General features: G+C 44.6%; 4 protein-coding genes. 2 read left to right on the forward strand and 2 right to left on the reverse strand.

Annotation, left to right across the window (positions count from 1 at the left end):
* Positions 1-193 precede the first annotated feature (193 nt).
* The gene (gene htpG, locus BACCOPRO_RS11455; protein ID WP_008143813.1) at positions 194-2,242 is read right to left on the reverse strand and encodes a molecular chaperone HtpG; all 2,049 of its coding nucleotides are present in this window, start codon (positions 2,240-2,242) and stop codon (positions 194-196) included.
* Positions 2,243-2,432: 190 nt separating this feature from the next.
* Positions 2,433-4,982 carry an ATP-dependent Clp protease ATP-binding subunit gene (locus tag BACCOPRO_RS11460; protein ID WP_008143814.1) on the reverse strand — a complete coding sequence of 850 codons (2,550 nt, stop codon included), beginning with the start codon at positions 4,980-4,982 and terminating at the stop codon, positions 2,433-2,435.
* 248 nt (positions 4,983-5,230) lie between these two features.
* On the opposite strand from BACCOPRO_RS11460, the gene gyrA reads away from it, so the two are divergent.
* Both gyrA and BACCOPRO_RS11470 read left to right on the forward strand, forming a co-directional pair.
* On the forward strand, positions 5,231-7,795 hold the full coding sequence (gyrA, locus tag BACCOPRO_RS11465) for a DNA gyrase subunit A (RefSeq protein WP_008143816.1): 2,565 nt from the start codon (positions 5,231-5,233) through the stop codon (positions 7,793-7,795).
* Positions 7,796-7,830: 35 nt separating this feature from the next.
* Positions 7,831-9,051: a tetratricopeptide repeat protein gene (locus BACCOPRO_RS11470; RefSeq protein WP_040311457.1), complete on the forward strand. Its 1,221-nt coding sequence runs from the start codon at positions 7,831-7,833 to the stop codon at positions 9,049-9,051.
* The last annotated feature ends 54 nt before the right edge of the window (positions 9,052-9,105 follow it).

The raw sequence follows: 9,105 nt of genomic DNA on the forward strand, positions 1-9,105 counted from the left end.
GATAGAGTTGAACAACATTTCCGTATAACATTTGTATTTATTTGCAAATGTAAACACAAAAAAGCACTTTATAAAATCATATTGCATTAAAAACTTCTTCCCCTGAAAAAAAGAAGCGCATCTCCAGGAGACTGCCTTACGGCGGTACTCCCGGGATGCGCTTTCTTTATTTTATGTGATTAAGTACTTTCGCTTATCCGATCAGGTCAATGCTGCGTTTTACGAAGTTCGTCAAAGCTTCACCCTTCAGCATGTTGTTCTGCAACAGAGCCAGGTCGATCAGCTGATGAACTACCTTATTGCCGGCAGCATATGTGTTGAGAATATTGTTCTTCTGCTGCTTCTGGTCGTCCAGTTTCTTTTCCACATCCTTCAGTTCGTCTTTCTCTGCAACAGGGATTTCTTCATCCTTCTTGCCTTCGTGAGCTTTCTGCAGTTCTTTCTGACGAAGTGTCAGCATGGCAATTTCTGATTCAACGGGAACCAGCTGTTCTGCACAGGCAGATTCGGCATCTTCCAGTACCTGCTTAACCAGCTTGTGGTCGCTGTTCAGCACAAGACTGTACATATCCGGCATTTCACCATAGAAGCTCATGCCCGGCTGGATGCTGGCCATATCCTTCATACGACGCATATATTCAGCCTGTGTGATCACGATCGGAGCAGAAGTTTCACCCATGGCACGGGTTTCTACATGGAATTCTACTTTCTGAACTTTCGGCAGCTGTCCGCTAAACAGGGTAGACAAGGTCTGACGCTTGTCTTCAGCCAGTTCTTCACCATGAGCATCTTCCTTCACGATCAGACGGTCAATGATATCACTGTCCACACGGGTGAAACGGCTCTTTTCCAGTTTCTGTTCCAGCATGTTGATCATCGGGACATCCAGTTGTCCGTCCATCAGCAGGACATTATAGCCCTTGTTCTTGGCTGCATCAATATAAGTGTACTGCTCATCTGCATTGTTTGCATACAGATAGATCAGATTGCCGTCCTTGTCAGTCTGGTTATCCTTGATCAGAGTCTGATATTCCTCAAAAGTATAATACTTGCTGTCCGTATCCTTGAACAAAGCGAATTTATTGGCTTTTTCATAGAAGTCTTCCTGCGTCAGCATACCGTAATTGATGAAGATCTTCAGGTCATCCCATTTGGATTCGAACTCCTGACGGTCGTTCTTGAAGATCGACTGCAGACGGTCGGCTACCTTCTTGGTGATATAAGTCGAGATCTTCTTCACATTTGAATCACTCTGCAGATATGAACGGGATACATTCAACGGAATATCCGGTGAGTCGATCACACCGTGAAGCAAAGTCAGGAAGTCAGGCACAATACCTTCCACTGAATCAGTTACATAAACCTGATTGCAATAGAGCTGGATCTTGTTTTTCTGCAAGTCGATGTTGCTCTTGATCTTCGGGAAGTAGAGCACACCGGTCAGATTGAACGGATAGTCCACATTCAGATGAATCCAGAACAGCGGCTCATCAGACATCGGATACAAATCACGGTAGAACTTCTTGTAATCCTCATCCTTCAGTTCGCTCGGTTTCTTGGTCCAGATCGGGCAAGTATCGTTAACGACATTCCATTCATCTGTCTCCACCTGCTTGCCGTCTTTCCATTCTTTCTTCTTTCCAAACGCTACCGGCACAGCCAGGAAGCGGCAGTATTTGTTCAACAAGGCCTGAATACGTGATTCTTCCAGGAATTCTTTGCAGTCATCGTCCACATACAGAATAATATCGGTACCGCGATCTGCTCTTTCAGCATCTTCCAGCGTAAACTCAGGACTTCCGTCACAAGTCCATTTCACGGCCTTTGCATCCTCACGATAAGACTTGGTGACAATTTCCACTTTCTTTGCTACCATAAAGGCAGAATAGAATCCCAGTCCGAAATGTCCGATGATCGCATTGGCATCATCTTTATATTTAGCCAGAAAATCGTTGGCGCCGGAGAAAGCGATCTGATTGATGTATTTGTCGATTTCTTCGGCAGTCAGTCCCAGACCACGGTCGGAAATGGTAATGGTTTCCTTGTCTACCTTCACCTGGATGGTCAGGTCACCGAGTTCGCCTTTAAACTCTCCTTTGGAAGCCAGCGTCTTCAGTTTCTGGGTAGCGTCTACCGCATTTGAAACCAATTCACGAAGGAAGATTTCATGATCACTATACAAGAATTTCTTGATGATGGGGAATATGTTTTCTGTAGTTACCCCAATATTACCTTTCTGCATATATTTATACGTTTTAATGATGATACATTGATATTTTTTTCACAGCGTACACATGCAAAAGAAATGCCATAAGGGGTATTCCGCCATTTTGTCAGTCGCATAAACTCCGTTGAAAAAAAACTCGGTCACCGTTATCCAGCGACCGAGTTTTTATTTTATAAATCTGATGATCTGACAAAAACAAGTCGAATCATCGTTCAATCTTCATCTGCAATCCGTCTCCGGAAGGCTTAAGGCTGACATGAATGACATCACCATTCTGCGGCTCTTCATTCAGGATCAGTTCTGCCAGTCCGTCTTCCAGATTACTCTGAATGGAACGTTTCAACGGACGGGCACCAAACTGAACGTCATAGCCTTTCTCTGCTACATACCGCTTGGCATCATCATCAATCCGGAGCTTGTAACCGATTGATTCCATACGCTGATACAATCTCTTCAGTTCTATATCTATAATCTTCGACAAGGCTTCTACATCCAACTGATCAAACGTAATGATCTCGTCCAGACGATTGATAAATTCCGGAGCAAACGACTTGTTCAGAGCCTTTGTAATGACGCTCCGGGAATATTCACTGTCATCGGTCCGCAACTGGGCTGCAAACCCGATTCCCTTGCCAAACTCCTTCAACTGGCGCGTACCGATATTGGAAGTCAGAATGATCACCGTATTCTTGAAGTCCACAGTCCGTCCGTTGCTGTCCGTCAGCCGTCCTTCATCCATTACCTGAAGCAACAGATTGAACACATCAGAGTGGGCTTTCTCTATTTCGTCCAGCAACACGATGGAGTAGGGACGACGGCGCACTTTCTCTGTCAGCTGTCCGCCTTCTTCATAACCGACATATCCCGGAGGCGCTCCGACCAGACGGGAGACGGAGTATTTCTCCATATACTCGCTCATGTCAATACGGATCATGGCATCGGTCGTTCCAAAAAGCTGACGGGCCAGTTCCTTTGCCAGATGGGTTTTTCCGACACCGGTCGGTCCCAGAAACAAGAACGTACCAATCGGCTTGTTCGGATCTTTCAGACCAACCCGGCTGCGCTGAATGGCTTTTACCAAAGTATCCACGGCCTTATCCTGAGCGATGACTCTGGACTTCAGTTCTTCTTTCATGCCTTTCAGTCTTATTCCTTCGGCCTGAGCCATACGCTGGACAGGAACTCCTGACATCATGGATACAACATTCTCTATCTGAGGAGCATCTACAGTCTCACGCTGTTGCTTCAGATTTTCCTCCCATTCGCGTTTCATGACCTCCAGCTGATTCATGTAATTCTTTTCCTGATCACGGAAACTGGCTGCCAGCTCAAAGTTCTGCAAGTTGACTGCCTCGTTCTTATGCTTGCGGGCTTCTTCGATCAGCTTTTCCTGTTCTTCGATTTCCTTCGGAACGGAAACATTGGTCAGATGAACCCGTGAACCGGCTTCATCCAGGGCATCAATCGCCTTGTCAGGGAAATTACGGTCTGAAATATACCGGTCTGTCAATTTGACACATGCTTCCAGTGCTTCATCCGTATAATTCACGCAATGATGCTCTTCATACTTTTCCTTGATATTCTTCAGGATCTGCAATGTTTCTTCCGGTGTGGTCGGCTCGACCATCACTTTCTGGAAACGACGTTCCAGTGCTCCGTCCTTTTCTATATTCTGACGGTATTCGTCCAGAGTCGTAGCTCCGATACATTGAATCTCACCACGGGCCAGAGAGGGCTTCAGAATATTGGCAGCATCCATAGAGCCTGCTGCTGATCCGGCTCCCACAATATTATGAATCTCATCGATAAAAAGAATGATATCCGGATTCTTCTTCAGTTCGTTCAGAATGGAACGGATCCGTTCTTCAAACTGGCCGCGATACTTTGTTCCGGCAACCACAGCTGTCATATCCAGAGCAACAACACGCTTGTCGAACAAGATGCGTGACACCTTTCTTTCAACAATCCGCATGGCCAGACCTTCTACAATGGCAGACTTTCCGACACCCGGTTCACCGATCAGAATCGGATTGTTCTTCTTACGGCGGCTCAGAATCTGTGCCAGACGTTCGATTTCCTTTTCACGTCCGACTACCGGATCCAGCTTGCCTTCCTCGGCCGCCTTCGTCATGTCTGTACTGAATGAATCCAGGACAGGTGTATCCTTACTGGACTTCTGCTGCTTGGTACCGGCAACCGGCTGTCCTTCCGAACGGTAAGACATGTTGCCTTCATCCGGCCTGCGGCGGCGGATGCCATCATCTTCATCCTCATCTTCCTCTCCGAAATCCAGACCGTCCTTCGGCTCCTCCTTGTGGGGTACCAGCCGGTCCATCACCTTCCGGTATGTCACTTCCTGACTTTCCAGTATCTCTGCTGCTTTATTTTCATTATCTTTCATAATCGCCAATAATACATGTTCAGTATCCACTTCCGGGCTCTTCAGCAATTTCGCTTCCAGAATGCTCAGCTTCATCACCTTGGAGGCTTTCTTGTCCAGATCCTTGTCGCTTCCGAAAAAGTTTTCCCTCACCGGAGAGGCAACTTGTCCTCTCAACTCGTCTTCCAGTATGAGTTTCAACTTTTTAAGATCTACATAAAGACTCTGCAGGATGCTTACAGCTTTATTGTCTCCTTCCCGGATAATACCCAGCAACAAATGTCCTGTACCGACATAGTTGTTTCCCAGCCGGTCGGATTCTTCTTTGCTGAACAATAAAATTTCGGATACTCGTTGTGTAAACTGATTGTCCATATATAATCTTTTCTCCTTATATCACTGCAAATATACATTATATAATTAACATATAACGAATCTCTCATTCTATTTAACAAAATGTATGCCACATCAGTCTGTTTCTGCCCCCAAAAAGACGAAGAATGAAGAAAAAACTTAAACAGGAACACTTTTTTGATAGAAATGTTTCGTATCTCGGGTAAAAGTCGTACTTTAGCATGGTTTTTAGCAAACCAGAGAGAGATGTATAATTAATAGTTTTTTAAATGCAAGAACAAGACAGAATTATAAAAATCAACATCGAAGAGGAAATGAAGTCGTCGTACATCGATTACTCCATGTCAGTAATTGTTGCACGCGCCCTCCCGGATGTCAGAGACGGTTTCAAGCCTGTACATCGCCGAATCCTTTATGGAATGATGGAACTGGGTAATACGTCTGACAAACCTTACAAAAAATCTGCAAGAATCGTCGGTGAAGTATTGGGTAAATACCATCCTCATGGAGATTCATCCGTATACGGAGCACTGGTCCGTATGGCTCAGGACTGGGCTATGCGTTATCCGCTGGTAGACGGCCAGGGAAACTTCGGTTCCGTTGATGGTGACAGCCCTGCTGCCATGCGATACACCGAAGCCCGACTGAAGAAAATCGGAGAGGACATGATGCAGGATTTGTATAAGGAAACGGTTGATTTCCAGAACAACTTCGATGATACTCTGCAGGAACCGGTTGTCATGCCGACCCGCATCCCGAATTTGCTTGTAAACGGTGCTTCGGGTATTGCCGTAGGTATGGCTACCAATATGCCGACTCACAATTTATCAGAAGTAATAGATGCCTGTGTAGCTTACATTGACAATAACGAAATCGATATTGACGGCCTGATGCAGTACATCAAGGCTCCCGATTTCCCGACCGGAGGCTATATATACGGTATCAGCGGTGTACGTGATGCATACGAAACTGGTAGGGGACGTGTGATCATGCGTGCCAAGGCTGAAATCGAATCGCATCCGACACATGACAAGATTGTTGTTAACGAGATTCCTTATAACGTCAACAAGAAAGAATTGATTGAAAGCATCGCTTCTCTGGTCAACGAAAAGAAGATTGATGGTATTTCATACGTCAACGATGAATCAGACCGTGAAGGTATGCGTATCGTCATCGATGTGAAACGCGATGCAAATGCCAGCGTTGTATTGAACAAACTGTTCAAGATGACAGCGCTGCAGACTTCTTTTGGCGTAAACAACATTGCCCTGGTTCACGGACGCCCGAAATTGCTGAATCTGAAAGATTTGATCCAGCTGTTCGTAGAACACCGTCACGAAGTAATCATCCGCCGTACTCAGTATGACCTGCGCAAAGCAAAAGAACGCGCACACATTCTGGAAGGTCTGATCATTGCTTCCGACAATATCGATGAAGTAATCCGGATCATCCGGGCTGCCAAGACTCCGAATGAAGCTATCACGAACCTGATGGAACGCTTCCAGTTGTCGGAAGTGCAGGCACGTGCAATCGTAGAAATGCGTTTGCGTCAGTTGACTGGTCTGATGCAGGATCAGCTGCATGCTGAATATGAGGATCTGATGAAGCAGATCGCTTATTTCGAAGAAATTCTGGTTAACGAAGAGCTTTGTAAGAAGGTTATCAAGGACGAGCTGATCGAGGTAAAAGAAAAATATGGCGACAAGCGCCGTTCTGAAATCGTCTATGCTTCTGAAGAATTCAATCCGGAAGATTTCTATGCCGATGATGAGATGGTCATCACAATCTCACATCTGGGATATATCAAGCGTACTCCGTTGTCAGAGTTCCGTGCCCAGAACCGTGGCGGCGTAGGCTCAAAGGGTAGTGAGACACGCGACGAAGACTTTATTGAACATATTTATCCTGCCACCATGCATAACACAATGCTCTTCTTCACACAGAAGGGTAAATGCTACTGGCTCAAGGTTTATGAAATTCCTGAAGGAAACAAAACTTCCAAAGGACGTGCGATCCAGAACTTGCTGAATATTGACGCTGATGATGTGGTAACTGCTTATCTGCGCGTCAAGAACTTAAATGATACTGAATTTATCAATAGCCACTATGTCTTGTTCTGTACCAAGAATGGTGTAATCAAGAAAACCTTGCTTGAACAATATTCAAGACCAAGACAGAATGGTGTAAATGCTATTACAATTCGTGAGGATGACCGCGTCATTGAGGTACGTATGACCAATGGAAATAATGAGATCGTCATTGCCAACCGCAACGGACGTGCCATTCGTTTCCATGAAAGTGCTGTACGCGAAATGGGACGTACCGCAACCGGTGTGCGCGGAATCACCCTGGATGAAGACGGACAGGACGAAGTTATCGGAATGATCTGCATTAAAGATCCGTTGAAAGAAACCATCATGGTTGTTTCTGAAAACGGTTACGGAAAACGTTCCGATATTGAAGACTACCGCAAGACCAACCGTGGAGGTAAAGGTGTCAAGACTTTGAACATCACGGACAAAACAGGTAAACTGGTAGCTATTAAGTCGGTTACGGATGAGAATGATTTGATGATCATCAACAAGTCCGGTATCACCATCCGTCTGAAGGTAGCAGATGTCCGCATCATGGGACGAGCTACTCAGGGAGTCCGTCTGATAGACTTGGAAAAACGAAATGATCAGATTGGTTCTGTATGTAAGGTTACTTCAGAAACAGAAGAGGAGGGAAGTGTAGCAGAAGGAGAAGAAACAGCTCCAGCATCAGACATCACTCCGGATATAGTTCCATCTGATGATATGATTCAGGAAACAGACGAGACAGACAAAAACTAAATGAATATTTGTGTATTACTAAATTTTAAATGATTATGAAAAAAGTTTTATTTACTGCTGCGTTGTTCTTCACCGCATGTGCTGTATCAGCTCAGGAAAGCGTAGTGAAAGAAGCAAAATCTGCAAAAAGTGATCCTGCCAAAGCAGCAACCATTCTGGAACCTGCCTTAGTTGATCCTTCTACAGCAAACGATCCTGAAACATGGAAGTTGGCCGGAGATCTTCAGAAGTCTATTTACGACGATGAAAACATGAAATTGTATTTACCTGGAGGACAGGCTGATACAACTAAATTATACAACAGTTTGGCTAAGATGTTCGAATATTACATAAAATGTGATGAAGTCGAACAGGCTAAAGTAAAAAGCGGAGAATTGAAAAAGCCTAAACTGAGAAAGAAATTGGCTAAGTCTCTGGCAACCGTACGTCCTCAATTGACAAACGCTGGCACTGATGCTTTCAACAAAGGAAACTATGCAGATGCTTTGAAGTATTTCGGATTGTTCGTTGAAACTCCGCAGAATCCGATGTTCGAAGAAGTTGCTGAAGTTAAGAATGATACATTGGTTCCTCTGATTGCCAACTATGCTGTAATGGCAGCCAATTCTCTGAATGACAACAATTCTGTAATCAAATATGCTCCTCTGGGTAAAAACCACAAGGAAGAAGGCTGGAGATCACTGATGTGCCTGGCTGATGCATACAGCAAGGGTGAAACTCCTGATTCAACCAAATGGATGGAAACAATCAAAGAAGGTGCAGAAAAATTCCCTTCTCAGAACTATTTCGTTGGAAATCTGATGGATTATTACATCCAGAAAGGTAAAATCGATGAAGCTCTGACTCAGATCAACAGTCTGTTGGCTAAAGATCCTTCTTCAACTTACTTCACCTATGTAAAGGCTGTTCTGTTGTATGAAAAGAAAGATTATGACGGAACTATCGCTGCCTGCAACGACATCATTGCCAAGAACGGTGAACTCGTAGCTGAAGCTAATGCTAAGATCGGTGACTGCTATTTCTTCCCGGGTCAGGTTGTAGAAGAAGAAAACTCTAAGATTTCTATGGATGATCCTAAGTATGCAGAAGGCGAAGCTAAAGTAAAAGAATTGTTCGCTAAAGCACAGCCTTATTACGAAAAAGCAAGAGAACTGCAGCCGGACAACAAACAGTTGTGGGGACAGTATCTGTTGAGAATCTACTGGAAACTGAACAAAGCTGAATACGATGCTTTGGAAAAAGAATTAGGTTATTAATAAATAAACCTTCCATATTAATGAGGATGCACATTTGTGCATCCTCATTTTTTA

Origin of the sequence: Phocaeicola coprophilus DSM 18228 = JCM 13818 (genome assembly GCF_000157915.1) — a bacterium.
GTDB classification, from domain to species: Bacteria; Bacteroidota; Bacteroidia; order Bacteroidales; family Bacteroidaceae; genus Phocaeicola; species Phocaeicola coprophilus.